The organism is Desulfothermobacter acidiphilus, assembly GCF_052073645.1.
Taxonomy (GTDB): domain Bacteria; phylum Bacillota; class Desulfotomaculia; order Desulfotomaculales; family Ammonificaceae; genus Desulfothermobacter; species Desulfothermobacter acidiphilus.
In genome coordinates this window covers 1,377,288-1,400,867 of the sequence record NZ_CM125440.1, presented here as the reverse complement: position 1 = coordinate 1,400,867, position 23,580 = coordinate 1,377,288, and the positions used below count along the sequence as shown (strand labels likewise).

24 protein-coding genes are annotated in these 23,580 nt (G+C 57.9%); 22 read left to right on the top strand and 2 right to left on the bottom strand.

The features are described 5' to 3' along the window. The first annotated feature begins 99 nt into the window (after nucleotides 1-99). The 19 genes from ACTLLP_RS07180 to dut all read left to right on the top strand — a co-directional run bounded on the left by ACTLLP_RS07180 (nucleotide 100) and on the right by dut (nucleotide 19,421). Nucleotides 100-1,797, top strand: coding sequence for a Na/Pi cotransporter family protein (locus tag ACTLLP_RS07180; protein WP_441058402.1), 1,698 nt, complete (start codon nucleotides 100-102; stop codon nucleotides 1,795-1,797). A gap of 190 nt (nucleotides 1,798-1,987) precedes the next feature. Further along, entirely contained in the window at nucleotides 1,988-3,898 is a 1,911-nt protein-coding gene (gene thrS, locus ACTLLP_RS07175) for a threonine--tRNA ligase (protein WP_441061701.1), read from the top strand. A gap of 116 nt (nucleotides 3,899-4,014) precedes the next feature. Continuing rightward, the gene (locus tag ACTLLP_RS07170) at nucleotides 4,015-4,788 is read left to right on the top strand and encodes a helix-turn-helix domain-containing protein (protein ID WP_441058400.1); all 774 of its coding nucleotides are present in this window, start codon (nucleotides 4,015-4,017) and stop codon (nucleotides 4,786-4,788) included. Nucleotides 4,789-4,875: 87 nt separating this feature from the next. Next, nucleotides 4,876-5,205, top strand: coding sequence for a thioredoxin (gene trxA, locus ACTLLP_RS07165; RefSeq protein WP_441058398.1), 330 nt, complete (start codon nucleotides 4,876-4,878; stop codon nucleotides 5,203-5,205). Nucleotides 5,206-5,403: 198 nt separating this feature from the next. Continuing rightward, on the top strand, nucleotides 5,404-5,904 hold the full coding sequence (rimP, locus tag ACTLLP_RS07160) for a ribosome maturation factor RimP (RefSeq protein ID WP_441058396.1): 501 nt from the start codon (nucleotides 5,404-5,406) through the stop codon (nucleotides 5,902-5,904). Then, entirely contained in the window at nucleotides 5,894-6,991 is a 1,098-nt protein-coding gene (gene nusA / locus ACTLLP_RS07155; protein ID WP_441058394.1) for a transcription termination factor NusA, read from the top strand. Before rimP ends, nusA begins: the two co-directional genes overlap by 11 nt. After that, nucleotides 6,988-7,272: an RNase P modulator RnpM gene (gene rnpM / locus ACTLLP_RS07150; RefSeq protein ID WP_441058392.1), complete on the top strand. Its 285-nt coding sequence runs from the start codon at nucleotides 6,988-6,990 to the stop codon at nucleotides 7,270-7,272. Before nusA ends, rnpM begins: the two co-directional genes overlap by 4 nt. Next, entirely contained in the window at nucleotides 7,254-7,571 is a 318-nt protein-coding gene (locus ACTLLP_RS07145; RefSeq protein WP_441058390.1) for a L7Ae/L30e/S12e/Gadd45 family ribosomal protein, read from the top strand. The genes rnpM and ACTLLP_RS07145 overlap by 19 nt, the downstream gene beginning before the upstream one ends. 33 nt (nucleotides 7,572-7,604) lie before the next feature. Beyond that, complete coding sequence (gene infB / locus ACTLLP_RS07140) at nucleotides 7,605-10,154, top strand: translation initiation factor IF-2 (protein WP_441058388.1); 2,550 nt, start codon at nucleotides 7,605-7,607, stop codon at nucleotides 10,152-10,154. 16 nt (nucleotides 10,155-10,170) lie between these two features. After that, nucleotides 10,171-10,539, top strand: a complete 369-nt coding sequence (rbfA, locus tag ACTLLP_RS07135) for a 30S ribosome-binding factor RbfA (RefSeq protein ID WP_441058386.1) — start codon at nucleotides 10,171-10,173, stop codon at nucleotides 10,537-10,539. Then, nucleotides 10,523-11,527, top strand: a complete 1,005-nt coding sequence (locus tag ACTLLP_RS07130) for a DHH family phosphoesterase (protein ID WP_441058384.1) — start codon at nucleotides 10,523-10,525, stop codon at nucleotides 11,525-11,527. The genes rbfA and ACTLLP_RS07130 overlap by 17 nt, the downstream gene beginning before the upstream one ends. Beyond that, nucleotides 11,524-12,435: a tRNA pseudouridine(55) synthase TruB gene (gene truB, locus ACTLLP_RS07125; RefSeq protein WP_441058382.1), complete on the top strand. Its 912-nt coding sequence runs from the start codon at nucleotides 11,524-11,526 to the stop codon at nucleotides 12,433-12,435. The genes ACTLLP_RS07130 and truB overlap by 4 nt, the downstream gene beginning before the upstream one ends. A 27-nt stretch (nucleotides 12,436-12,462) precedes the next feature. Next, complete coding sequence (locus ACTLLP_RS07120) at nucleotides 12,463-13,422, top strand: bifunctional riboflavin kinase/FAD synthetase (RefSeq protein WP_441058380.1); 960 nt, start codon at nucleotides 12,463-12,465, stop codon at nucleotides 13,420-13,422. Between the two features lie 104 nt (nucleotides 13,423-13,526). Then, nucleotides 13,527-13,796: a 30S ribosomal protein S15 gene (gene rpsO / locus ACTLLP_RS07115; protein ID WP_441058378.1), complete on the top strand. Its 270-nt coding sequence runs from the start codon at nucleotides 13,527-13,529 to the stop codon at nucleotides 13,794-13,796. Nucleotides 13,797-13,852: 56 nt separating this feature from the next. Further along, entirely contained in the window at nucleotides 13,853-16,063 is a 2,211-nt protein-coding gene (locus ACTLLP_RS07110) for a polyribonucleotide nucleotidyltransferase (protein ID WP_441058376.1), read from the top strand. A gap of 166 nt (nucleotides 16,064-16,229) precedes the next feature. Continuing rightward, nucleotides 16,230-16,958, top strand: coding sequence for a polysaccharide deacetylase family protein (locus ACTLLP_RS07105; protein ID WP_441058374.1), 729 nt, complete (start codon nucleotides 16,230-16,232; stop codon nucleotides 16,956-16,958). Further along, entirely contained in the window at nucleotides 16,942-17,664 is a 723-nt protein-coding gene (locus tag ACTLLP_RS07100) for an N-acetylmuramoyl-L-alanine amidase family protein (RefSeq protein ID WP_441058372.1), read from the top strand. The genes ACTLLP_RS07105 and ACTLLP_RS07100 overlap by 17 nt, the downstream gene beginning before the upstream one ends. A 48-nt stretch (nucleotides 17,665-17,712) precedes the next feature. Beyond that, a complete protein-coding gene (locus ACTLLP_RS07095; RefSeq protein WP_441058370.1) occupies nucleotides 17,713-18,969 on the top strand; it encodes a M16 family metallopeptidase in 1,257 nt (418 codons plus the stop codon). Between the two features lie 2 nt (nucleotides 18,970-18,971). After that, a complete protein-coding gene (dut, locus tag ACTLLP_RS07090; RefSeq protein WP_441058368.1) occupies nucleotides 18,972-19,421 on the top strand; it encodes a dUTP diphosphatase in 450 nt (149 codons plus the stop codon). A 23-nt stretch (nucleotides 19,422-19,444) separates the two neighbouring features. On the opposite strand, the gene ACTLLP_RS07085 is transcribed toward dut, so the two are convergent. Together ACTLLP_RS07085 and ACTLLP_RS07080 are read right to left on the bottom strand one after the other, a co-directional pair. After that, on the bottom strand, nucleotides 19,445-19,705 hold the full coding sequence (locus tag ACTLLP_RS07085; protein ID WP_441058366.1) for a YlmC/YmxH family sporulation protein: 261 nt from the start codon (nucleotides 19,703-19,705) through the stop codon (nucleotides 19,445-19,447). A 4-nt stretch (nucleotides 19,706-19,709) separates the two neighbouring features. Next, nucleotides 19,710-20,027, bottom strand: coding sequence for a hypothetical protein (locus tag ACTLLP_RS07080; RefSeq protein ID WP_441058364.1), 318 nt, complete (start codon nucleotides 20,025-20,027; stop codon nucleotides 19,710-19,712). Nucleotides 20,028-20,312: 285 nt separating this feature from the next. Here ACTLLP_RS07080 and ACTLLP_RS07075 point away from each other — a divergent pair, with 285 nt between their 5' ends. The 3 genes from ACTLLP_RS07075 to greA all read left to right on the top strand — a co-directional run bounded on the left by ACTLLP_RS07075 (nucleotide 20,313) and on the right by greA (nucleotide 23,577). Next, the gene (locus tag ACTLLP_RS07075; protein ID WP_441058362.1) at nucleotides 20,313-21,761 is read left to right on the top strand and encodes an ISLre2 family transposase; all 1,449 of its coding nucleotides are present in this window, start codon (nucleotides 20,313-20,315) and stop codon (nucleotides 21,759-21,761) included. A 222-nt stretch (nucleotides 21,762-21,983) separates the two neighbouring features. Further along, nucleotides 21,984-23,063 (top strand): shikimate dehydrogenase, encoded by a 1,080-nt coding sequence (locus ACTLLP_RS07070; RefSeq protein WP_441058360.1) that lies wholly within the window; start codon nucleotides 21,984-21,986, stop codon nucleotides 23,061-23,063. A gap of 34 nt (nucleotides 23,064-23,097) precedes the next feature. Further along, a complete protein-coding gene (gene greA / locus ACTLLP_RS07065; protein WP_441058358.1) occupies nucleotides 23,098-23,577 on the top strand; it encodes a transcription elongation factor GreA in 480 nt (159 codons plus the stop codon). The last annotated feature ends 3 nt before the right edge of the window (nucleotides 23,578-23,580 follow it).

Here is a 23,580-nt window from a genome sequence, read left to right as displayed (position 1 = left end):
GCTACTCCGCTCCCGCTGTCTTAATATAATCTTAACAAGAGATTTGGACGCTAATTTCGACAAGGATAGAGTCGATAGGCGGGGCGGGGGCGAAATAGCATGGGGACCGCGGATATGGGGCTTTCCCTCCTCGGGGGCATGGGGCTTTTGCTTTACGGCATCAGCCTCATGAGCGAGGGATTGCAGAAGATAGCGGGGCATAAGTTGCGGCGGGCGCTGGGCAAGGTGGCCGATCGGCCTTTCATGGGCGTGGTGCTGGGCGCGCTTATCACCATTCTTTTTCAGAGTAGCACCGCCACCACCGTTATATTGGTAGGCTTGGCCAGCGCAGCCGTCATCACTCTGCGCCAGTGTTTGCCGGTGGTGCTGGGGGCTGACATCGGCACCACGGTTACGGCTCAGCTCATCGCCTTGCGGGTGACCGAGATCTCTCTTCCCATAGTGGCGGTGGGGGCCAGCATAGTTTTCTTCACCAAGCGTGACCGCTACCGCCGAGTGGGGCAGGCCATTCTAGGCTTCGGTTTGCTTTTCCTGGGTCTGAAGATAATGGCCGAGGCCATGGCACCGCTGAAGGAGGCACCCTTCTTCCGGGAGGCGCTGCTGCACGTGGCCCATTCTCCTTTGCTGGCCATTGTGGTTGCGTCCATTTTCACATTCCTGATTCACAGCAGCGCTGCTGCAGTGGGTATCATCATCGTCCTGGCTTCCCAGGGGCTGATCGACGCCCTGGCAGCTTTTTATTTTATTCTGGGGGCTAACGTGGGCACCTCTTTCACCGCCTTGCTGGCCAGCATCGGTTCTAGCCGCGAGGCGCAGCGAGTGGCTATGGCTCACTTTCTGGCTAAGATAGGTGGCACCTGCCTGGTTTTTCCTTTGGCCGTCCCCTTCGTCAATTGGTTGAATGGCATCAGCTCTTCTCCCAGTTTTCAGGTGGCCAATGCTCACACCTTCTTTAACCTTTTTATCACCGCCGTTTTTTTCCCTTTACGCAACTACGGAGCGATGGTTTTGGAGCGGCTCTTGCCGGAGAAGAAGCGTCCTGAGTTCGAACCCAAGTATCTCAGTGAAGCTTTGCTGGACACCCCTTCTCTGGCTCTGGGTCTGGCCTACCGGGAGGTCACCCGCATATCGGCCAAGGTGCTGCGCATGTATTTGGATGTGGGCCGGGCGCTCAAGAACGGTAACCTGGCTTTGGTAGAGGATCTAATGCACCAGGAGCAGGTGCTGGATCACCTGGTGCCCAAAACCACTGCTTATCTTACCCAACTCCTGCGCCGGCCTTTGCACCGCGACGAGTTCCGCCGGGGTATAGGGCTGATCCACGTGCTTAACGATTTGGAGTTGGCAAGCGACGTGCTGGGTAATCGTCTGGGAACGCTGCTCCAGGATAAGGTGAGGGAGAATATCCAGTTTTCTCCCACCGGGGAAGAGGAACTAGATCTGATGTATCATGAAGTTTCTATCATGGTGCGGATCACCCATAAGGCTCTGGTAAGAGCCGATTACTGCCTGGCAGAGCAGGCCGCTGGTCTATATCCTCGAATACTAAAGCTAGAGCGAGGTTTTCGCACTACTCATATCCACCGGCTGCGTGAAGGCATAAAGGAGTCGGAGATCTCTTCCCGTCTGCACCTGGAGTTCCTTAACGCTTATCTGCGTGTAAGCGAGCACATGCGAAGCATTGCTCTGGCGGTGGCGGAGGAGATCTCCGAGCCCCGGGTCTGCCCAGCCATGCCTTCTCCCGAAGTGCTGCTGGCGGAAGAGCCGGAAGCGGAGGCTCGCCCCGAAGCTCTTTAACCGGCTGGCTACCGGCCACATCTTTAGAGCTCTCATTAGCACCGATCCCGCACTTACCAACTTTGAGTTGACAGGTTTTTCGCCCTTTTTATATACTCGGGAAAGCACCGGAGTTGCAAGTGGCAGGCTCGCTTCATTGCTCTAGGCGGGCCTTAAAATTATGGCTAGCTCGGAGGAGGTCTGCGGGGTGGTGAAGGTTGTTTTTCCAGGGGGGAGAGAGCAGGAACTTCTCCCTTCCGCTTCTGTGGAAGAGCTCTTGGAATTATTGCCGGAGAACGAGCGCCGGCAGGTTTTGGTGGCCAGGGTTAACGGCGAATTAGTGGATTGGAGAGTCCCTCTGCCGCCGGAAGCTCGGGTGGAGCTGCTCACTTTCGACGACCCCGCTGGGCGGGAAGTTTACTGGCATAGCACGGCCCATATTATGGCCCAGGCGGTTAAGCGTTTGTACCCGGAGGCCAAGCTGGCTATAGGTCCGGCCATCGCCAGCGGCTTCTATTACGATTTTGATGTTGCCGTTCCGTTTTCCCCGGAGGATCTTGAACGCATCGAGGAAGAAATGCGGCGCATTGTCGAAGCCGATTACCCTATCGTGCGCCAGGAGGTTTCCCGCGAGGAAGCGCGGCTCTGGTTCGCCGAGCGGGGCGAGAAATACAAGGTGGAGCTTATCGACGAGCTGCCGCCGGAGCTCCCTATAACCATTTACCGCCAGGGGGAGTTCGTGGACCTTTGCCGGGGACCCCACTTGCCTTCCACCGGTTACGTGCGGGCCTTTAAGCTTTTAAGCGTAGCCGGGGCTTACTGGCGGGGGGACGAGCGCAACCCGATGCTGCAACGCATCTACGGCGTTTCGTTCCCTACTACGGAGCAATTGGAAGAGCACCTCCGCCGGCTGGAGGAAGCGCGCCAACGCGATCACCGGCGTTTGGGGCAAGAACTAGATCTATTTAGTTTCCAGGAAGAGGGACCCGGTTTTCCTTTCTTCCACCCCAAAGGGATGCTGGTGCGTAACCAGCTGGAGGACCTATGGCGACGCAAGCATTACTCCCACGGGTATCAAGAAATCCGTACCCCTATTTTGCTCAAGCGAGAGCTCTGGGAGCGATCGGGCCACTGGGATCATTACAAGGAAAATATGTATTTCTTGGAGATAGACGGCCAGCCTTACGCGGTTAAACCCATGAACTGCCCGGGCGCCATACTCATTTACCAGCAGCGGGTGCATTCGTACCGCGAGTTCCCTCTGCGCTTGGCCGAGATGGGACTGGTGCACCGTCACGAACTTTCCGGGGTGCTGCACGGGTTGATGCGGGTGCGTAGCTTCACCCAGGACGATGCCCACATCTTCTGCCGGGAAGACCAGGTAAAGTCCGAGATACTGGGCATCGTCGATCTGGTGGACTATTTTTACCGTCAGGTTTTTGGCTTTCCCTACCATGTGGAGCTCTCTACCCGTCCGGAGAAGGCTATGGGGGACGATCGCATTTGGGAGCTGGCCACCTCGGCGTTGAGGGAGGCTCTGGAAGAGCGGGGTTTCGATTATCGGGTTAACGAAGGTGAGGGGGCTTTCTACGGCCCTAAAATCGACTTCCATTTAGAGGATTGCCTGGGCCGCACGTGGCAGTGCGGCACTATCCAACTCGACTTCTTGATGCCGGAGAAATTCGATTTGGGCTACATCGGTGAAGACGGCCAACGTCACCGCCCGGTAATGCTGCACCGCGTGATTTTTGGCAGCTTAGAGCGGTTTATGGCCATCCTCATCGAACACTTTGCCGGCGCCTTTCCGCTGTGGCTAGCACCGGTGCAAGCTCGGTTGTTGCCCATTGCTGACCGGCACCACGCTTACGCCCGGGAGCTCCAGGAACGCTTTAGCCGAGCGGGCTTGCGGGTGGAGGTGGACAGTCGGAATGAGAAGGTCGGCTATAAGATACGCGAGGCCCAGATGCAGAAAATACCTTACATGCTGGTGGTGGGAGATAAGGAAGTGGTTTCGGGCACGGTGTCCGTGCGCCACCGGAGCCGGAAGGATCTGGGATCTTTCGCGCCGGAAGCCCTCTTGGAGCAGATGCGGACGGAAATCGCTAATTTCAGCCTGGATTGAGTCCGGTAGCGCTGGTTACGGAATATTTTGAATATACTGCTTTACTTCTTTAGTTGGAGTAGTTAAAATTGTGATAAAAGGAGCAATGTGTCTCTGATCATCGAGGAGAGTGAAAGATGGCAATGATAAACGGCGAGCGCATAAGAGCTCTGCGGGAGGAAAAGGGGATGAGCTTGCACGACCTGGCGCGCAGGGCACAAATCTCGCTCTCTTATCTTAGCGAAATCGAAAGGGGCACTAAGCGTCCCTCCCTTAAGACCATAGAGAAGCTGGCTCAGGCTCTGAACGTTAGCAAGGCCCGTCTGGTGGACACCGAAATGCGTGAGGGAAAAATCAACGTGGGCGAGCAGATCCGCCTGCTGCGGACCGAGAAAGGGTGGTCTCTGCAGGAGCTGTCTTGCCGAGCGGGGATTTCAGCTTCTTACCTCAGTGAGATCGAGCGGGGTACGGTGTACCCTTCGCTGAGCACCCTTAAACGGTTGGCTGAAGAGCTAGGGGTGGCACCGGTGACCTTCCTCGGCCACCAGGGCACTCTAGGAACTCGCCTGCGTAGTCTGCGGGAAGAGTACGGCTTGACGCAGGCCCAGCTGGCTGCTATGGCCGGCGTAACTGCCGGGCTTATAGGGCAGATCGAGCAAGGAAAAGTGCAGCCGTCGCTCAAAACGCTGGAGAAAATCGCCCAGGCTATGGGGGTTTCTCCCTGTTATTTCCTGATCGAACCCGAAGCTTCCGAGCAAGTATTCAACGTGCTCAACCCGGATCTGCGAGAGTTGCTGGCCGATACCAACGTTCAGGCGGTGCTCACCATGCTGGCCAATATGAGCAAGAAGGAAATCCGCTTCGTCTTGAACTTCATTCAACTTTTTAAGCAGTCGGGTTTCTGCATTTGAGGTTGCGATGTAAAACCCCAGATACTACAATGGGTATTGTGGAATTGGCGATACGAGTTCTGGACAATTAAAGGAGGGTATAGGGATATGGTTTTGGAGGTAAACGAGCGCAATTTCGAAGCCGAGGTGTTGCAGAGTAACCTGCTGGTAATGGTAGACTTCTGGGCTCCCTGGTGCGGTCCTTGCCAGAGCATGGCACCGGTGGTAGAGGAGGTAGCGCAAGAGTACGCCGGCCGTTTGAAGGTAGCTAAGCTCAATGTGGACCAAAACATGTCGCTGGCCCAGCGCTACGGCATACGGGGCATTCCCACCTTGCTCTTCTTCCGCGGGGGCAAGGTGATAGCGCAGGAGGTAGGTTACACTCCCAAGGAATCTTTGGTGAGCATGGTAAATAGATTGCTGGGCGAAGAGGGGTAAACGTGGCCGAAAGATGCGGCCGATTCAAGCGCGGTTGCCTCGCCTGGGTGAGTGTGCTATACTGATTTCGTAATGGGTGGTGGCTGCAGCGGGCTGTAAGCCTGCCGGGTTGGTAGGTGTTGGGTGAAAGAGTGGGTTGATTTTCCCCACTCTTTCGTGTTGTTAGGCCGATATTGTCCGTATTGGAGGTAGAAGCGTTTGGCTACAGGGGCTAAGGTGGCGGAAACGGTTGCCCGTCTGGCCCAGCCGCTGGTTGAACGACTGGGGCTGGAGCTGGTGGAGGTGGAATACAGAAAAGAGGGCGGCAGGTGGATACTCCGGGTGTTCATCGATAAGCCCGGCGGGGTGACTTTGGACGATTGCGAAGCCCTCTCGGAGCTCCTGGGAGAGTTGCTGGATCAAGAGGACCCTATTCCCCACGCCTATTTCCTCGAGGTCTCTTCCCCTGGAGTGGAACGCCCCTTGAAGAAGGTGGACGACTTTAAGCGCTTTGTGGGGCACGAGATCCGGGTTAGTACCTTAACCCCAGTGCAGGGTAGACGGCGTTTCACCGGGGAATTGCTATCCGCCGACGAGGAGGCAATCCGGCTACGCACCGAGACAGGCGAGGTAACTCTTCCTCACCGCTTGATCGCCAAGGCTAACCTGGTGTTCCGGTGGGGGGAATCAGGGGAGGGAAATAAAGGAATTGAACGCTGAGTTCTTGCAGGCTTTGAAAGATTTAGAGCGCGAGCGGGGGCTCAAAACCGAGGTTTTACTGGGGGTGATCGAGGCCGCTTTGCTTTCGGCTTACCGGCGGAACTTCGGAACAGTCCAAAACGCTCGGGTGGAAATAGACCGGAATACCGGGGAATGTCGGGTGTTGGCGCAACGCACGGTGGTAGAAGAAGTGGAAGACCCGCGCACGCAGATTTCCCTGGAAGAGGCTAGGCAGATCGATCCGCGCTATCAGCCGGGCGACGTGGTGGAGACGGAAGTGACCCCCAGAGATTTCGGGCGGATAGCGGCTCAGACGGCCAAGCAGGTGGTGATGCAGCGGATTAAGGAAGCTGAGCGTAACATGATTTACGAGGCTTTTGCTGGCCGCGAAGGGGACATTGTAACCGGTACCGTGCACCGGGTAGATAAGCAAAACATCTATGTCGATTTGGGCAAGGCGGAAGGGGTGTTGCCGGCGTCGGAGCAAATACCGGGCGAACGGTACCGGCAAGGTGACAAGATCCGTGCCTATCTTCTGGAGGTGCGACGCACTTCTAAGGGCCCGCAGATCGTGCTTTCCCGGACTCATCCTGGTTTTCTGCGCCGCCTGCTGGAGCTAGAGGTGCCCGAGCTCCAGGACGGCACAGTGGAATTGAAAACCATGGTGCGCGAGCCTGGCAGCCGGGCCAAGATTGCGGTGTATTCTCGCGATCCGCACGTGGACCCCCTAGGTGCTTGTGTGGGGCCCCGGGGCAGCCGAATTCAGGCGGTGGTTAACGAGTTACGGGGCGAGAAAATAGACGTGGTGCGTTGGGATGCCGATTCCTCCCGCTTCATTGCCGAAGCTCTGAGCCCGGCCAAAGTCACGGCGGTGGAAATCTGGGAGGAAGAGAAAATTGCCCGGGTGATTGTGCCCGACAACCAACTCTCTCTGGCTATAGGCCGGGAGGGGCAGAACGCACGGCTGGCGGCCAAGCTTACTGGGTGGAAGATAGACATTAAGAGCGAAAGCCAGATGGCGGAAATCTATAGCCAAGAGTACGCTGGCTACCACGGGGAGGAAGGGGGAAGAGGTGAGGAGAGTTGACACGGATCAAAAGGTCTCCCTTGCGCCAGTGCGTGGCCTGTGGGGCCATGAAGCCCAAAGAGGAGCTCCTCCGCCTGGTGCGAACCCCCGAGGGCGAGGTGCTTTGGGATGCTAAGGGTAAGCGTGCGGGTAGAGGGGCCTACCTATGCCCGGAATTCTCCTGCCTGGAACTGGCCCTGAAAAAGAAGCGTTTAGAGCGGGTGTTGGGGCAGGCGGTGCCACCGGAGGTCGTGGCCAGCTTGCGGGAGGAGTTGAAGCGTAGATGCCCGGAAAAGCCGTAAGACAATACTTGGGCTTGGGGCAGCGGGCGGGCCAGGTAGCCTCGGGCGATTTTCTGGTGCGGGTAAAGATACGCAAGCGGGAACCTACTCTGGTGATCGTCGCCACTGACGCTGCCGCTTCTACATTGCGGGAGATAGAACGCTTAGCGCGCAAAGCCTCTATACCTGTAATAAGATACGGCACCAAGATGGAGCTCGGTTCGGCCCTGGGGCGTTCTCCCCGTGCGGTGGTGGCGATCCTGAGCCAGCCGCTGGCGGATCGCATTCTTAAAATTTTAGGAGGGATGCAGCGTGAGTGAGCCATTTCTCAACAGCTGGCTGGAGGTGGATGCATGGCGAAGAAACGGGTGTACGAATTGGCGAAGGAACTAAATGTAGAGAGCAAGGAAATCATAAGCCGACTGGACGCGATGGGAATCAAGGGTAAAACTAATTTTTCGGCCTTGACCGAGGAAGAAGTGAGCAAAATTAAAGCGACTTGGCAGCAGGAAGAAGAAGAGAAAAAAGCGGGTGGCAAACCGGCGGGTGAAGAGCCGGGGCTGGTGGATAAAGTCCCTTCTCGTCCCCCTGATCGGCGCTTGGTCGAGCGCCCCACTACCTTTGAACAAAAGCTGGCACCTAAGCTTCCGGCGCCGACCCCGGCTCCGGAAGTGAAGCGCGCTCCCACACCGCCTCCGCGTCCAGCGCCGGTTAAACCACAAGCGCGACCGGAGTCGGGAGCACGGCCGGAAAGACCCAAGCTCATACCGCCTCGCCCGGCGGCGGAGAGACCTCGGGACAAGGTGCGGCCAGCTTCGGAGCGGGGACCGGTCGAAAGGGACAGAGGTATGGGAGAGCGACGCCCGCCTCGCCCGGCGACCGCGCCTGAGGGACGGCGTCCTCCCCGTCCCGAAAGGCCACCAGCCCGTGGCCCTAAGCCGGTGGGAGAGAAACGGCCACCCGTGCCCAGCATTCCATCTCCTCCTCCCACCGTGGCGGAAAAGCCCAAAGAGCGCAAGCCGGACAAGAAGGCCAAGGCCAAGCCGGTAGATCACCTCATTCCCCAGTGGGAAGAAGAAGGGGAAAAGCTCAAGAGCAAATTGGTTTTGCGCCGGCCCAAGGAAGCGGAGAAGGTGGAGAAACCTAGTCCCCGGGTGATACAAATAGCCGAAACCATCACGGTCAAGGAACTGGCGGAAAAGATGCAGCGGCGCGCCGCCGAACTCATCAAGAAGCTGATGGATATGGGAATGCTGGTTACTATCAACCAGGAAATAGACGCCGAGACGGCTGCCATTCTGGCCCACGAGTTCGGGTGCGAGGTGGAAGTTAAGCCCGCCTTCGATGTGGAGTCGCTATTGAGCGAGGAACCGGAAACCGATCCCGCCCGGCTCAAGCCCCGTCCCCCCATTGTTACGGTGATGGGGCACGTGGACCACGGTAAGACCACTTTGCTGGATGCCATTCGCGAGGCCCGGGTAGCAGCCACCGAAGCCGGAGGCATTACCCAGCACATAGGCGCCTATCAGGTGGAGAAAGGCGGGCGCAAGATCACCTTTATCGATACTCCTGGCCACGAAGCTTTCACCGCCATGCGAGCTCGAGGCGCCAAGGTCACCGATGTGGCGGTGCTGGTAGTGGCGGCTGACGATGGAGTTAAGCCGCAGACGGTAGAGGCTATCAATCACGCGCGGGCGGCGGGGGTTCCCATCGTGGTGGCCATCAACAAGATGGACAAACCCGAGGCTAACCCCGACCGGGTAAAGACGCAACTCGCCGAATTAGGGCTAGTTCCCGAGGAATGGGGTGGAGATACCATTTTCGTCCCGGTTTCGGCCCTCAAACGTCAGGGGATTGACGAACTTTTGGAAATGATTCTGTTGATGGCCGACATGCTGGAACTCAAGGCCAATCCGGACCGTCCGGCACGGGGCACCATCATCGAGTCGCGCCTCGATCGGGGCCGGGGACCGGTAGCTACCGCCATCGTACTCAACGGCACGTTGAAGGTGGGAGACACGCTGGTAGCGGGCACCCAATACGCCCGCGTGCGGGCTATGATCGATGACCGAGGGCGGAAACTCAGCGCGGCGGGTCCTTCTACTCCGGTAGAGGTGTTAGGGTTTTCCGACGTGCCCGAAGCGGGAGAAATCTTTGTGGTGCTGGAAGAGCGCCTGGCCAAACAAGTGGCGGAAAAGCGCTTGGCCAAAAGGCAAGCGGAAGAGGCGCAGGCTCGGGCTAAGATGTTGCTGGAGGATGTGTACCAGCGAATCAAGGAGGGCCAGATACGCGAGCTAGCGTTGATAGTTAAGGCGGACGTTCAAGGTTCGCTGGAAGCCATCACTCGTGCTCTTTCCCAGTTGGGTACGGAGGAAGTGGGGGTCAATATTATACACGCTGGCGTGGGAGCTATTACCGAGACCGACATCATGCTGGCTTCGGCGTCGGGAGCCATTATCATCGGCTTTAACGTGAGGCCCGATGTCAACGCTCGCAAGGCTCTGGAGAAAGAGCAGGTAGATGTGCGGCTGTATCAGGTGATTTACGACGCCATCAAAGATGTGAAAGCGGCCCTTTCGGGTCTCTTGGAACCGGAGTACCGCGAAGTGCTACTGGGCCGGGCCGAAGTGCGTAAGACCTTCCAGGTTTCTCGGCTGGGTACCATCGCTGGCTGTTACGTTAAGGAAGGTAAGATAACCCGGGACGCCCAGGTGCGGGTGGTTAGAGACGGGGTGGTGCTGCACACGGGCAAGATCTCTAGCTTGAAGCGCTTCAAGGAGGACGTGAAAGAGGTAGCTCAAGGATTCGAATGTGGCCTTATGATAGAGAATTATAACGACGTGCAAGAGGGAGACGAACTGGAGTTCTTCACTATGGAGGCCATCCAGCGGGCTCTGGATTAAAGGGGGGTTAGGCCCTATGTCTTACCGGCCGGCGCGCCTGGCGGAATCCATTAAAGAGATCGTAGCCGATGTTTTGCAGCACGACTTTAAAGATCCCCGCCTTGGTTTCGTTACGGTGACCAGGGTGGAGGTGTCCAGCGATTTGCGCCATGCTAAAATATTTCTTAGCGTCCACGGTTCTCCGGCAGAGGAAAAAGCCAGCTTCGAAGTGCTGGAACGAGCCAAGGGCTATATTCGCAGCGCTTTGGGTAAACGCTTGCGCTTGCGTTACGTTCCGGAAATCGTGCTTAAACCCGATCCTTCCATCGAGTACGGGATCCGCGTGGCCAAGATCCTGGAAGAGATTCGGAAAGAGGAGACGAGATCCGATGGAGAAGAGTCTTAAGCTGGCGGCGCAGGAATTGAACCGGGCGCAGCGCCTGCTATTGCTAGGCCACATGATGCCGGACGGCGATTGCCTGGGCTCTATGCTGGCGCTAGGACATGCCCTCCGTTCCAGGGGAAAGATGGTAGATTGGGTGTTGCCCGATCCGGTGCCGGCTAGCTTGGCTTTTCTCCCGGGGGCGGCCGAAGTGGGAGTGGGGCCCCAAGCCATTCAAGCCTTGCACCCTGATTTGATAGTGGTGCTGGATACTTCCACTCCGGATCGCCTGGGAACCCTGAAAGATCCCGTATCGAGGCTGCGCCGGGAGGGGGCCCGGATGATGCTGCTCGATCATCACGTGACGGCTACTCCTTTCGCTGATGTCAATTTTATTTTCCCCCAAGCTGCAGCGGTGGGAGAGGCCGTCTTCGAGCTCCTGCGGCTCATGGGTTTTTCCCCGCTCACCGCGGCCATTGCTACCTGCCTGTACACGGCCATCGTCACTGATACCGGCTGCTTCCAGTATGAGACCACCACTGCCGCCACTCACCAACGGGTGGCGGAACTCATTGAAGCCGGGGTGAAGGTTCGCGAGGTCAGTCTTCAAATCTACGAGGAAAAACCGCGGGAGCAGATCACGGCTTTGCGGGAAGCATTGAAAACCCTGCGCTTTAGCCCCTGCGGCCGCATGGGTTGGATGACCCTGGACTGGGAGACCATGGAGCGCGAAGGCATTAAGGGAGAGCATACCAACGGCCTGGTGAGTTGCGTACGCCAGGTGCAAGGTGTAGAATTGGCGCTTTTTTTCTGGGAAGTGGAAAAAGGACTAGTTAAAGTGAGCCTGCGCTCTAAGCGGTACCTGGATGTTAACCGCCTGGCCGAGCGCTTTGGTGGTGGGGGACACGTGCGGGCAGCAGGGGCGTTGATCGCGGGATCGCTAGAAGAGGTGGTGGCTCGGGTATGCGCTGCCGGCGCGGAGGCGCTGGCACGGGAGGGAAAAGAGCGATGATGGGCACGCTTAATCTGCTCAAACCCCCGGGCATGACCTCTCATGATGCCGTGGAGTGGATGCGTTGTCTAAGTGGAGAGCGCCGTGTCGGCCACGCTGGCACCCTGGATCCGGACGCTTGCGGGGTGCTGGTGCTGCTCCTGGGTAAAGCTACCAGGGCGGCGCAGTTTTTGTTGGCTGCCGAGAAGGAGTACAGGGCGGAAGCTATCTTCGGCCTCGAAACCGATACTCTGGACCGCTCCGGCAAGGTGCGGGCGTGCCGGGACGCCTCCTACCTGACACCGGAAGCGGTAAACGCGCTTTTGCCCCAGTTCACCGGTGTGATTTGGCAGCGTCCTCCCCTGTTTTCGGCCATCAAGCAGCAGGGCCGGCGTCTGTATCAGCTAGCTCGAGCCGGGGAAGAAGTGGAGGTGCTGCCGCGCCAAGTGGAGGTTAGCGAGCTGCGCTTACTCCGAGGGGAATGGGGGATAAAGCACCCCCGGGTGCAGTTGCTGGTGCGCTGCGGCAAGGGCACCTACGTGCGGTCTCTGATAGACGATCTGGGCCGAGTTCTGGGCACGGGAGCCTGCCTCTCCTTCCTCCTGCGTACCCGGGTGGGGCGCTTCCAAGTGAGGGAGGCCTACACTCTGGAAGAGCTCGCTCACTGCCAGCGGGAGGGGAGAATGGCGGAGGCGCTCACCCCGGTGGGGGCAGCGCTGGAACACTTGCCGGCGCTGGAAGTGGGGGAGGCGGAGGCGGCTAAAATCAGGCATGGAACACCTTTAACGCTGGATCGGTTTCCGGCCACTGAGCATCTTGCCCAAGGGAGTTGGGTGCGGGTGGTTCATGCTGAAGAGTTGCTGGCGGTGGCGGAGGTGACTCGGCGGACTCACCAACCTGAAATGTTGCGACCGCGCTGGGTATTATAGGGCGTAGCGGATAAGGGGGAGGATAAGTTGGAAATAGTTCAGGACTATCGGTCAGCGAAGACACATTTCCCTATTTTGGGCGTGGGGCTGGGAAATTTCGACGGCGTGCACCTGGGGCACCGGTGCTTGCTCCAGCGGTTGGTGCAGTGGGCGGCTGAGCGCAAAGGGGTCCCGGCCGTCTTAACCTTCGAGCCGCACCCGGCGGCGGTTTTAAATCCCGAGAAAGCCCCTCCATTGCTGCTCTCGGGAGAATTGAAAAGGCGCTTCCTGGCGGAACTAGGAGTGCAGGTTCTCTTTGTCCTTCCTTTTACTCCGCAATTCGCTTCGCTCGCTCCGGAAGCTTTCGTGCGCGAGGTGCTGGTCGGGGAAATGGGGGTGGAAGCGGTTTTTGTGGGTTACAACCACACCTTCGGGCGGGGGGGAAAAGGTAATCCGGAATTGCTAGCCTCTCTGGGTAAACAATTGGGTTTTGCCGTGGAGATTATCCCTCAAGTGGTGGTCAACGGTCGGCCTGTTTCTTCCACTTTGGTTCGCGAGCTCTTGCTCCGGGGCGAGGTAGAAGAGGCTCGCCATTATCTCGGCTATTACCCCACTTATGCGGGCAAAGTGGTACCCGGTGACAAGCGGGGCCGCTCTCTGGGTTATCCCACCGCCAACCTGGAGTTAAAAGAGCCGGTTTTATTACCCGCTTGCGGGGTTTACCTGGTGCAAGTTCAGGTGCTGGGAGAGGACAGGTACGGGCTGGCTAACGTGGGAGTTGTACCTACCTTTGGCGCTCGCAACACGCCTCGGGTGGAAGTCTTTCTCTTCCGGATGGACAGGGATCTTTATGGCTGTGAAATGGAGGTCCGCTTTTTGCGTCGTATCCGGGAGGAAAGGCGGTTCGCCTCGCCGGCGGAGTTGATTAACCAGATCCAGCAGGATGTGGCTCAAGCGCAAGAAATTATTGCGCGGGAACTAGGCAAGGGCCTTCTCTTGCCTGGGTAACTGGCCTTAGGTTACAATGAAAGCAAAAGTTCTGAACCATTGGCGCGGCCGGACGCGTGGCCGTTCGGCGGGGCTGGTGGCAATTAAGGCAGGAGGTAAATGGTATGCCTTTGACCCTGGAAAAGAAGCGTGAAATCATCGAAGCCTTCCGGATCCACGAGAACGACACCGGTTCGCCGGAAGTGCAAATCGCTCTGTTGACCGAGCGGATCAAAATCTTGAGCGAACATCTAAAGGAGCATCGCAAGGATTTTCACTCCCGCAGGGGGCTGCTAAAATTGGTGGGGCAACGTCGGGCCTTGCTAAACTACTTGCGGGACAGCGACTTTGATCGCTATCAGCAGCTACTCCAGCGTTTGGGGCTGAGGAAGTAAGCGGGGGAAACTCAGCCCCGTAATTTTGCTACCTACAGAAAGGTGGTGATAAGGCAGTGGAAGGGACCGGAATTTTGCGTCGCGAGATCTCGCTGGCGGGTCGCCCCCTCGTGTTAGAAGTGGGACGGGTGGCGCGCCAGGCTTCCAGCGCTGTGCTAGCTCGCTACGGTGACACGGTGGTTCTGGCCACGGCCACCATGGCCCCAGAACCGCGCGAGGGTATCGATTTTTTCCCCCTGCTGGTGGATTACGAGGAGAGGCACTACGCGGTGGGGAAAATACCAGGAGGGTTTTTGCGCCGGGAAGGCAAGCCCGGAGAGAAGGCCATCCTTTCAGCGCGTCTCATTGATCGCTCCATCCGTCCTCTTTTCCCTCAGAAGATGCGCCACGATGTCCATGTGGTGACTACCATTCTCTCGGTGGATCAAAATTGCGCTCCCGAAATAACGGCCATGATCGGGGCTTCGGCTGCCCTTACCCTTTCCGAGATCCCCTTTGCCGGACCCATCGGCGGGGTGATCGTAGGCCAGGTGGATGGGGAGTGGGTGCTAAACCCCACGGTGGAGCAAGAGCAAGCGAGTTCACTTCATCTGGTGGTGGCGGGCACCCAAGAGGCGGTGGTCATGGTGGAGTGCGGGGCGCGTATGGTACCTGAGAGCCGGATCGTCGAGGCCATTTCCTTTGGTCACCAGGCGGTGAAGGAGTTGGCTTCGTTCCTGCTAGCTTTTCGTGAGGAAGCTCTAGCTTTAGGGCTGGCGGCGCCGAAGAAGGAATTCGCCATCCCGGAACCCCCAGCCGAGCTCCAGGAAGCGGTGCGAGCGCTGGCCGAACCGGCTTTTACGGAAGCCTACCGCAGGTACGCTTCTTCTCGCCTGGACAAGAAGGCGCGGGAGCAGCAGACCGACCAGTTGCGGCACGAACTGACGGCCCAGTTGCTGGAGCGGTACCCCGAGGAAGAGGCGACCATCAAAGAGCTCCTCGGGGAAGTGGAACACCAGGTAGTGCGGGCGCTCATTGCCGGCGAGCGGATCCGGGCCGATGGACGTGGCTTTACGGAAATACGCCCTCTCTCCGCTGAGGTGGGATTGCTTCCTCGAGCTCATGGTTCGGCTCTCTTCACCCGGGGGCAGACCCAGGTGCTTTCGGTGGTAACTTTGGGGGCGGTGGGAGATGTGCAGATCCTGGACGATCTTGACGTGGACGAGAGCAAGCGCTTCTTGCACCACTATAACTTCCCGCCCTACAGCACCGGTGAGGTGCGGCCTATTCGCTCCCCGGGAAGAAGAGAAATAGGCCACGGAGCTCTGGTGGAGCGGGCGCTGGAAGCGGTGATTCCGGAAGAAAGCGTTTTTCCCTACACCATTAGGATCGTTTCCGAGGTCCTGGAGTCTAACGGTTCCACTTCGATGGCTAGCGTGTGCGCTAGCACCTTGGCGTTGATGGACGCCGGCGTGCCCATAGTGGCGCCGGTGGCTGGCATAGCCATGGGCCTCATCAAGGAAAAAGAGCAGTTTATCGTGCTGACTGACATCCAGGGGTTGGAAGATCATCTAGGCGACATGGATTTTAAGGTAGCCGGCACGGAAGAAGGGGTTACCGCCCTGCAAATGGACATCAAAGTTACCGGGGTAACCGCGGAGATTTTGGCGGTGGCGCTGAACCAGGCGCGGGAGGCGCGGCTGCAAATCCTGGAGGTTATCAGGCGCACCCTGCCGTCTCCCCGGCCCGAGCTCTCTCCTTACGCTCCTCGGGTCCTGTCGCTGGTCATCAACCCCGATAAAATCCGCGATGTTATCGGTCCCGGTGGCAAGATCATTCGCAAGATTATCGAACTTACCGGGGCGGAGATCGACGTGGAAGACGATGGGCGCATTTTTATCACCGCTCCCACGGAGAGCGCCGGGCAGCAGGCTCTGGACATCATCAAAAACCTAACGGCCGAGGCCGCTGTGGGCCAGGTTTATCTGGGACGGGTTACCCGCGTGGCTGATTTCGGCTGCTTCGTAGAGATCATACCGGGAGTCTTGGGTTTGCCGGGCAAGGAAGGGCTGGTGCATGTCTCCCAGATGCCTCCGCTCAAGGGCAAGCGGGTGGATGAGGTTTTCAAAGAAGGCGACCAGGTGCTGGTGAAAGTGATCGGTTACGATAACCAGGGCCGGCTGCGACTTTCGCAGAAAGAGGCCATGCGAACGGCCGAGCGGGCCGGAAAGAAGGTGGAGCGCCCGACTCCTCCTTCCCGCCCCAGGACCCGTTCTTCTCCTAAGTAGCGGAGCATAAAATTAGAGCTAGACGGGGGGAGCGGGAAGGCGGAATCATCTTTCTCGCGGTTCCCCCGCGCCGCCCGGCAGCTTTGGACTTGGCGGCGTGCTCATGCGCGTCATCCCCGTTAATTCACAGCGGGGAGTTTTACTTTTTTAAGGGAGGTTGTCTCCATTGGCCTTTTTCTTCTTTTGCCCGTCGCAGCGGCATGTCCGTGTGTGCATCTGGCTCTGCTTACTGCTTCTGCCCCTGCTCCTAGGCTGGTGGTTGTCCTACGACGACCAGGCCGTGGAAACTTCCGCTGCCGGCCCTATTTACCAGGGGTCTAGCTCCCGGCAGGAAATCGCCTTGACCTTCAACGTTTACTGGGGGGAGGAGTATCTGCCTCGTATTGTGCAAATTCTGCAGGAGAAGAAGGTAGCGGCCACTTTCTTCCTCGGAGGGGAGTGGGTGGAGAGGTATCCGGAGCTGGCCAAGGAAGTGGCCCAACATTTCGAGGTGGGCAACCACGGCTACGCCCACCGGCATCCCGATCGGCTTTCGTCCTCGGAGAATCGGCGGGAGATCGAGCGGGGGGCCGAGGCTATTCGCAAAATCACTGGCAAGCAAACCCGGTTCTTCGCCCCCCCTTACGGGGAGCGGGGCCCCGCGGTGCTGGAAGCGGCGGACCAAGCCGGCCACCGAGTGGTGCTCTGGAGCGTAGACCCCGTAGATTGGAAAAACCCGCCTCCGAGCTCTATCAGTCAAACCGTGCTGGGCAAGGTCCATAACGGGGCCATCGTTCTGCTTCATCCCACGGCTCCTACCGCCGAGGTTCTCCCTTTCCTCATTGACGAGCTCCGGGCGCGGGGTTACTCCTTCGTGACGGTGGGGGAGTTGCTGGCCCATGCGGAGACCGAATGATAAGGGGAAGATATTGCTCTTGCTATTTTTCCTGCTCTGCCTCCGGGGTCCGGGAGCGGAAGCCACGCGCTCGGCGTATAACTGGCTCTATCCTCTGGCGCTTGCGGGAAGAACCATCGTGGTAGATCCGGGGCACGGGGGAGTGGACCCGGGGGCCCACTATCAAGCCCAGATTTTGGAGAAGGATCTGGTGCTGGATCTGGGGCGCTCGCTGGCCCGCTTCCTGGAGGCGGAGGGAGCTGAGGTGGTGCTCACGCGCAGCGAGGATCGGGATCTGGCCCCTCCTGAAGTGCGCTCTCTTTCCGCCCGTAAACGATACGATCTGAAGGCCCGGGTGGAGCTTGTTCGGCAAGTGGGAGCGGAAGCTTTTTTGAGTCTGCACATCAACAGTTCCCCCGATTCCTCCGAGAAGGGTGTTTATCTTTACTATTCTCAACGTCCTGGTAGCCGCGAGTTAGCCTCCGCGCTAGCGGAGGAGATTGGGGAGGTTACGGGGCAGCGTTGCTGTTGCCTGCCGGGTAGCCGCTACTACGTGCTGCGGGAGAGCCCGGTTCCGGCCGTTCTGGTGGAAGCGGGCTTTCTCTCGAATCCGGGGGAGCGCGAGTTGCTGCAAAGACCGGAATACCGGCAAAAGATGGCCTGGGCCCTGTCCTGCGGGGTTTACCGCTATTTTGCTGGACGCAACTCTCCCGGCAGGGGAAACTAAGGCGAGAAGCGAACTTTAAGCGGGGGAATATTAGGGAGGAGGAACAACTTGGTAGAGATAACTGATCTAGGCAATGGAGTTACTATTTTGAGCGAAGAAATCCCTCATGTGCGTTCGGTGGCCCTGGGCATCTGGGTGGCCGCGGGGTCGAGAGATGAGGAACCGGGGCAAAATGGTGTTTCTCATTTCATTGAGCACGCCCTCTTCAAGGGTACGGAAAATCGCTCGGCCCGGCAGATAGCTGAGGAACTCGAGTCGGTCGGGGGACAGCTTAACGCTTTCACGGCCAAAGAATACACTTGCTACTACGCTCGGGTCCTGGACGAGTACCTAGAGCTGGCGGCCGACGTGCTGACTGATCTGATTTTCAACGCCGCTTTCGACCCCCAGGACCTGGAGCGAGAGAAAAATGTCATTCTCGAGGAGATCCGGATGTACGAAGACACTCCCGACGAGTTAGTGCACGATCTTTTCGCGGCCACCCTGTGGCGGAATCACCCGCTGGGGCAGCCGGTGATCGGAACGTTGGAGACGGTTCAGCGTTTAACGCAGGAGGATTTGCTCCGTTACTACCAGCAGCATTACCTGAGAGGGCGGATGGTGGTAGCGGTGGCGGGAAACATCCGCCACCGTCAGGCGCTGGAGTTATTGGCTCCCCGCTTCTCCCAGGTGCGGTATCAGAACCGTCCTCGAGGAGACAAGCCTTCCCCCTATTCTGGTTACCAGTTTTTCTCTCGATCCACCGAGCAGGTCCATCTTTGCTTAGGCACCCCTGGCCTAGCTATGGAAGACGAAGACATCTATACCTTCCAGGTCTTGAACACTCTCTTGGGCGGGGGCATGAGTTCGCGCCTGTTTCAAAAGGTGAGGGAGGAGCAGGGTCTGGTGTATTCGGTGTATTCCTACCACAGCGCTTACCGGGATGCGGGCCTTTTCTGCATCTACGCCGGCCTGGCGGCGGAGAACGTGCCCCGCGCCCTACGGGCCGTTGTGGAAGAGCTTAAAAATGTATGCTGCCGCGACCTCTCCCCGGAGGAAGTGGAGCGGGCCAAGAACCAGCTAAAAGGAGGCTTTCTGCTGAGCTTGGAGAGCGTTACCACGCGTATGAGCCGCCTAGGTAAATCCTGGCTCTATCTGGGCCAGGTCCTATCTCCGGAGGAAGTGGAGGCTAAAATAACCGGGGTCACCATGGAGCAGGTCCAGAATTTGGCCCGGCGCTTTCTGCGCCCGGAACATCTAGTTTTGACTACCCTGGGGAACTGGCAGGACGGCGCTTCCTGGGAAAGCCTGTTGAAGGAGTGGTAGGCTTGGAAGAACTGCTCATTCCGGTGCGGCGCCTGCCACACGCTGCCGATCTGCCTCTGCCCGCTTACGCTACTCCTATGGCGGCGGGCCTGGATCTGTACGCCGCTTGCTCGGCTCCGGTGACTCTCCACCCGGGAGAGAGGCAGATGATTCCTACCGGCCTGATCCTGGCCCTCCCTGAGGGCTATCTAGCGGATCTCCGGCCGCGCAGTGGTTTAGCCTGGAAGCACGGTGTCACTTTGCTTAACTCTCCCGGCACCATCGATGCTGATTATAGGGGAGAGATAAAGGTGGTTCTGGTCAACTTGGGGGGAGAACCCTGGACCTGCTACCGGGGGGACCGCATCGCTCAATTGGTGGTGCTGCCGGTGGCCCGGGTGACCTTGCGGGAAGTTTCGGAGCTCGACCCCACTAGCAGGGGCGAGGGGGGCTTCGGCCATACGGGGAAGTAAAAACTGGGATAAGAAAGATGACATTACCAGTTAAAGCGGGGGTAGGTATTATCCGTGTCCACCACCACTACCTCCGCTCCAATTTTTTTCACCGCTTCCCAGGGAATAATCAGTTCCTGGCGCTTAAACCACATGGTGAGGAGGTTGGTTCGCCGGGGCAATATGATGCTCTGGAGTTCTCCGGTTTCTGCATCGAAGCAGAGATCGCTTTCCCCTATGACGCCCAGGCGAGCTCCGTCATGCAGATTGACCACTTCCTTGCCCACCAATTCCCCCAAGCGCACACTTTCACCTCCGCAAGCGGTGGTAGAGTTCCCAGCCCCAGGGCTGCAATAAGGAGATTAGCAAGGCTATCATCGCTAACGGTTCAAAACTTACCCCTCCCCAATTAACGCGCGGGGGCAAATCCAAACCCAGGAAGTCCACTAACAGCGTGAGAGCCAGGTATATCCCTCCAGCCACTCCCACCAGGTTGAGGATAGCTCGGGCTAAAGGAGAAAGGCGAGGACGCCCGTCAAACTCTTCGGCGGCGATTTGCCGGGTTCGCAAGTGCAAGGTAAGGAAGAAAAACGCGACGATTAACAGCCAGTTCCACCAAAGCGGCACGTTGTCCACCTCTCGCTTTCATTTCTATGGGGGAAATAAAAGGAATATTCCGGTGGCTGGACTCCTGACTACGCGAAGGCTAGGTCTGGTGCGGTGGGTGGAGTCGAGGTGGCGTTTTGTGTTTCAAGAATTTTCTTTCCGGGGCACCTACTAACTCTTGACGCGCACGCGCACCCTCCCCTTCGAGGGCGTACAATTTCAGTAGGTGACGGAGGAGACTCATGAAGGAGGAGACCTCGCCCCTCACGGACAATTTTCATGGACTGAAAGGAGGAGCGAGGTCTCATGCACAGTCAACCTATCTCAGACATTCAACCTCTTGCGGACATAATCCTTCTTCTGGGGGAGAAAGTTAGCAAACTAATTACCGAATGCCGCGACTTCTACAAGCTCGAAGAAGAAGTGTACAAGCTCTCTCAAGAAGCTTGTGTGAAGATCTTCGCCTGGGCCCTCGAGGAAATAGACACCTGGCTCGTGAACGCCCGGGACAAGCGCACCTGGAAAGTGATAGGCTTCCGGGAAAGAACCGTAGTTAGCAGCTTTGGGGAATTCAAAGTAAAAAGGCGGCTTTGCAGGAACAAAAAGACGGGAGAAGCCAGGTTTCTTCTTGACGAGGTTCTGGGCTGGCCGGAGAGGTCTGGATGCACGCCGCGTTTGAAGGAGATGGCGGTGAAGCTTGGGAGCGAAGTACCCTTCAGGCGGGCAGCGGAAATTCTCGGTTATTTTGTCCCTGGGATAAGCGCCATGGCGGTGTGGCAGGCCGTGCAGGAAGCAGGAGAAGCACTCAGGCAGGAGGGAGAGTCCAGGAGAGAAGCCGTTTTTGAGAAGGGAGAGACACCCGAAGGTAAAGAGAAGACCTCCAGGCTTTACATAGAGGCCGACGGGGTGGTGGTAAGGCTTCAAAGGAGCGGAGAGAAAAGGAAAGAGGTCAAACTCTTCGTAGCTTACACAGGCAAAGAAGCGATTGGGGGTGGCCGGAAGGCTTTAAAGGACAAGCTGGTAACGAGCGGTGTAGGCGAAGGGGAGAGGATGTGGGAGGAAGTTTACTCTGGGGTAGCGAGCCGGTGGGACATGGGTCAGGTGAAGGAGATATACCTTGGGAGCGACGGGGCGGAGTGGGCCAAGCAGGGGGTAGATTACTTCCCCGGGGCGGTGCACGTTTTGGACCCTTACCATTTGAACCGGCGGCTTATAGAGGCTTTTTGGCACGATGAGGAGGCCTATAGTGGGATCAGGCAGGCCATTTATCTGGGGGACCGGGAGAAGGTAGAAGAGATTATGGGAGGAGCAGCGAGGAGAGTTCGCGGGGCTAAGAGGAGGAGAATAGAGAAGCTCTGGCAATATCTCAAGGAGAACTGGTCGGGGATAGTTACCTCTTCTGCTGCGGAGCATCTGGGGGCCATAGAGGGGCAGGTACAGCACAACGTGGCGCGGCGGATGAAGCGGTTGGGAGCCAGCTGGACGGAGGCAGGAGCAGACAGGATGGCGCGGGTTTTGGCTGCTCGAGCCAACGGGGTGCTCGGGAGGCACACTTCTCGTTGGCCGGTACTGCTGGCCAGGCAAGAACATTTGGCTCAGGCGGTGCGGTTGGAGGTAAAGCGGAAGATAGAGGAGGCGGGGAGTTGGCATAAAGCTGGGTTGCCGGCACTGAAAGGACCCTCTGCCGGAGCTCCATGGGTGAAGCATGTGTTGCGGGAACTAAGCCGGCCTAGCCTCAGTAGTTTGATCCCTTAATGGTGCAGGTACCGGGACTATCTTGGCGGTGAGGTTTCCATGAAGAGAAGTTTTCTCCCGAACCACCTACTAACTCTTGACGCGCACACGCGCACCCTCCCCTTCTTGTCAGAGGCGGGGCTTTTTGTTAATATGCTATATTAAACGAGTGGCCGCTGGCCCTCGGCTTAGTTCCCGAAAGGAGGCGAGTCACCTGCTGCTTTTATCGGCAGCAGGTGGAACGTGGAGTATTTTGCCTTTATGATCCACCCGCTAGATGTTAGCGATGTGGCTAGAAAATTTCCCATTGCCCGCTTTCTCCCGGCTCGTTGGGTAGAAAGGATGCTTCTGCTCCTACCACCGGTGAAGGTTTCGCACATAACCGGTATACGCTCCCCTCACGCGGAAGCGGAGGGCTGGTTTGTTTCCTGCCCTTTAACCGCGCGCCAGATTATAAGCTTGCCCCCAGAGCAGGTGCTCGAACGGGTGGTTCGAGCTGGAAAACTGGCCGAGCAGTTGGGAGCCAAGATCCTTGGCTTGGGAGCCTTCACCAAGGTGGTGGGTGACGCCGGTATAACTGTAGCTCAGCGCTTGAATATTCCTGTCACCACTGGCAACAGCTATACAGTGGCCACAGCGGTGGCGGCCACCAGGGAAGCGGCTGCCCTGATGGGTTACAGCCTGGAAGAAGCGTCGGTGGCGGTGGTGGGGGCCACGGGCGCGATTGGTAGCGTGTGCGCCGAGTTGCTGGCTCGCGAGGTCCGGGACTTGACGTTGGTGGGGCGCAGTAAAGAGCGCTTACGCCACCTGGCCGATAAGATTAAGCACCGGACCGGCTTGGCAGTCAAGATCACCGACGATTTAAAAGATACTTTGCGGCGCTCGGATGTGATCCTGACCGTGACCAGCGCCGTGCATACCGTCATCGAGCCGGAAGATTTAAAGCCGGGGGCGGTGGTATGCGATGTGGCCCGTCCCCGAGACGTTTCTCGGCGGGTGGCCGTAGAGCGCCCCGACGTGCTGGTGATCGAGGGAGGAGTGGTGGAGGTACCTGGAGAGGTCAATTTTAATTTCAACTTTGGTTTTCCTCCCCGGACGGCCTACGCCTGCATGGCCGAAACCATGATTCTGGCTCTGGAGGGACGCTATGAATCCTACACTCTGGGCCGGGATCTGACCGTGGAGCAAGTGGAGGAAATAGATCGTTTGGCTCGCCGACACGGTTTCAAGTTGGCTGGTTTCAGGAGTTTTGAACGGGCTTTAACCCCGGAAGATATCGAAAGGGTTAAGGAAAACGCCCAACGTAAGCGTAAGGCCGGTTAGGCCTTATGGGCTAAAAGCGAGGGAGAGGAGAGCCATGAAGGAAAAGGAAATAGTGCTTACCCCTGACGGTTTGCGTCGCTTAGAAGAAGAACTCGAACTTCTAAAGTCAGTGCGGCGGAGAGAAGTGGCCGAGCGGATCAAACAGGCTTTGGCCTTCGGTGATATTTCGGAGAACGCCGAGTACGAGGACGCTAAGAACGAGCAAGCCTTCGTTGAAGGGCGGATTATCACTCTGGAGAAAATCCTCCGCCACGCCCGAGTAATCGATCAGGAAGAAATTGGTGTCAATGAGGTAACGGTGGGGTCCACCGTGCGCTTGAAGGACCTGGCGGATGGTATTGAATACGAGTACACCATTGTGGGGTCGGAAGAAGCCGACCCTTCCTCTCACCGCATCTCCTACGAGTCGCCGGTGGGACGGGCCTTGCTGGGCAAGAGGAAAGGAGAGTTGGTGGAGGTGGAGGTTCCAGCTGGCAAGCTTGTTTTTCAAATTATGGAAATAGCGAGGGAGTAAGGG

Excerpts from the sequence above, each read along its gene's own strand:
- ACTLLP_RS07180 (WP_441058402.1), top strand. The coding sequence starts at position 100 with ATGGGGACCGCGGATATGGGGCTTTCCCTCCTCGGGGGCATGGGGCTT.
- ACTLLP_RS07170 (WP_441058400.1), top strand. The coding sequence starts at position 4,015 with ATGGCAATGATAAACGGCGAGCGCATAAGAGCTCTGCGGGAGGAAAAG.
- trxA (WP_441058398.1), top strand. The coding sequence starts at position 4,876 with ATGGTTTTGGAGGTAAACGAGCGCAATTTCGAAGCCGAGGTGTTGCAG.
- ACTLLP_RS07145 (WP_441058390.1), top strand. The coding sequence starts at position 7,254 with ATGCCCGGAAAAGCCGTAAGACAATACTTGGGCTTGGGGCAGCGGGCG.
- infB (WP_441058388.1), top strand. The coding sequence starts at position 7,605 with ATGGCGAAGAAACGGGTGTACGAATTGGCGAAGGAACTAAATGTAGAG.
- rbfA (WP_441058386.1), top strand. The coding sequence starts at position 10,171 with ATGTCTTACCGGCCGGCGCGCCTGGCGGAATCCATTAAAGAGATCGTA.
- ACTLLP_RS07130 (WP_441058384.1), top strand. The coding sequence starts at position 10,523 with ATGGAGAAGAGTCTTAAGCTGGCGGCGCAGGAATTGAACCGGGCGCAG.
- truB (WP_441058382.1), top strand. The coding sequence starts at position 11,524 with ATGATGGGCACGCTTAATCTGCTCAAACCCCCGGGCATGACCTCTCAT.
- rpsO (WP_441058378.1), top strand. The coding sequence starts at position 13,527 with ATGCCTTTGACCCTGGAAAAGAAGCGTGAAATCATCGAAGCCTTCCGG.
- ACTLLP_RS07100 (WP_441058372.1), top strand. The coding sequence starts at position 16,942 with ATGCGGAGACCGAATGATAAGGGGAAGATATTGCTCTTGCTATTTTTC.
- ACTLLP_RS07075 (WP_441058362.1), top strand. The coding sequence starts at position 20,313 with ATGCACAGTCAACCTATCTCAGACATTCAACCTCTTGCGGACATAATC.
- greA (WP_441058358.1), top strand. The coding sequence starts at position 23,098 with ATGAAGGAAAAGGAAATAGTGCTTACCCCTGACGGTTTGCGTCGCTTA.